The organism is Streptomyces sp. NPDC002130, from assembly GCF_040296465.1.
Classification (GTDB): Bacteria; Actinomycetota; Actinomycetes; order Streptomycetales; family Streptomycetaceae; genus Streptomyces.
Genome location: NZ_JBEOXI010000825.1, coordinates 1 through 1,446, shown reverse-complemented (window position 1 = coordinate 1,446; position 1,446 = coordinate 1). Strand labels below are relative to the sequence as shown.

Genomic DNA, 1,446 nt, shown 5'->3' with positions numbered 1-1,446 from the left:
GGGCACGAGCCGGACCGCCTCACCCGTGGCGGGTGATCCCTGTGCGGCGCGGGCTCATGCTGTTGCTCTTTCTACGATCATGTCGACGACGGTTTCGATGTTGACCGGCGTGAGGTTCCAGGCGTCGAGTCCGACGTGCAGGGAGCGGGGGCCGGTCCACTGCTCGGTGCAGTGCAGATGGCCGTGTGCGAGGAAGTCGATGCCGTTATCGTGCAGTCGCACTTCCGGGAACCGTTCGATCTGGCCGCGATCGCCGTCTCCGAAGTATGGAAAGTGGGACAGCCAGAGTCGGTGCCCGGCCGCGCGTCGGTAGGCGAACGGCTGGATCGACGCGAACACTTCTCCGAAGATCCCTTGCCGCGTGTAGGCCTTCCGGTGCATCGGGTGCACGGAATCGTGGTTCCCTGCAACGAGATGCATTGTGAAGAACGGGGTGAACTGTTGCAGTTGGTCGAGTGCTGACCGTTCGGACCCGGAGCCGCCGCTGGAGAGGTCACCGCAAATCCACAGGTGATCGTTTCGGTTGAGTGTGTTGGCGATGTTCGACAGGATTGTTCGGTCGTGCTCGTCGATGCTGTCGAAGCCGCGGAGTTTCGCGACCTTCGGATGTGCGAGGTGCAGGTCTGCGGTGAGCCAGATGTTGCTCATCGATAGGTGCTCCTTTACCGGTAGTGGGTGTGTTGGTCAGTCCCACCAGTCGGCGGGGTCGATGTGTCCGAACCATTCAGCGGTCACTACTCGGCGAAGGGTTCGGCGGATGCGACCCCGCCACTGGCTCAACGTGTACCGGAGTCGGTCACGCGTCGGCATCCTGGTTGCTTTCGGGTCCGAGCGCGGTCAGCCAACCGATGAGGATGTTGAACAGTCGAGGGTTCGGGAGGACTGTCGAGACGACGAATACGATGGCGAACACTGCCAGGATCGAGTTGCAGACCGATGCGGCGATGATGAAGAGATCGAAGAGTATCCCGATCATTCGGCTTCCGGCCTCACTCGCGCTTCGATATTCACCTTGCGAACGAACAAAGTGAGCGTCACTTTCGCGACATCATGTCCGGGTACTTCAACGGAATCGACGGTGATGGACTGATCCACCGGGATCCGAAGGTGGCGGCCGTTGAGCAGGACCGTATTCGGCTTGACGATGCCGAGCGCGTTGACGGCGTCGAGTTCGTCCTGGTCGCGGACATATTCAATCAACTCGAGGTCGACGGTGCCGTATTGAGTACTCATGATGCTTCTTTCGAGGGTCGGAGTCCGGCGAGGATCGCGTTGACTATTTCTGCGAAACGGTCAGTGAAGGTGAAGCCGCTGCCTGGGGCGACGAGGAACCCGATCAGCGCCGCGCAGATGCCGTTCCCGGCAAGCCGCGCGGCGGGAGTGTTGACGAGCTGGCCGGCGTCGACTGCATCGCAGATGCGTTCAGTGACAAGGTTGGTCCACGAT

4 protein-coding genes are annotated in these 1,446 nt (G+C 61.1%); all 4 read right to left on the bottom strand.

Features of this window, described 5'->3' with window-relative positions; all coding sequences use genetic code 11:
- Window positions 1-54: 54 nt before the first annotated feature.
- Window positions 55-648 (bottom strand): metallophosphoesterase, encoded by a 594-nt coding sequence (locus ABT116_RS45995; RefSeq protein ID WP_351647139.1) that lies wholly within the window; start codon window positions 646-648, stop codon window positions 55-57.
- 148 nt (window positions 649-796) lie between these two features.
- Window positions 797-976, bottom strand: coding sequence for a hypothetical protein (locus ABT116_RS45990; RefSeq protein ID WP_021343792.1), 180 nt, complete (start codon window positions 974-976; stop codon window positions 797-799).
- Window positions 973-1,233: a hypothetical protein gene (locus ABT116_RS45985; protein WP_021343793.1), complete on the bottom strand. Its 261-nt coding sequence runs from the start codon at window positions 1,231-1,233 to the stop codon at window positions 973-975. The genes ABT116_RS45990 and ABT116_RS45985 overlap by 4 nt, the downstream gene beginning before the upstream one ends.
- Window positions 1,230-1,446, bottom strand: a 217-nt coding sequence (locus ABT116_RS45980; protein ID WP_351647136.1) for a hypothetical protein, incomplete at its 5' end; no start/stop codon positions are given. The genes ABT116_RS45980 and ABT116_RS45985, both read right to left, overlap by 4 nt.

Excerpts from the sequence above, each read along its gene's own strand:
- ABT116_RS45985 (WP_021343793.1), bottom strand. The coding sequence starts at position 1,233 with ATGAGTACTCAATACGGCACCGTCGACCTCGAGTTGATTGAATATGTC.
- ABT116_RS45995 (WP_351647139.1), bottom strand. The coding sequence starts at position 648 with ATGAGCAACATCTGGCTCACCGCAGACCTGCACCTCGCACATCCGAAG.
- ABT116_RS45990 (WP_021343792.1), bottom strand. The coding sequence starts at position 976 with ATGATCGGGATACTCTTCGATCTCTTCATCATCGCCGCATCGGTCTGC.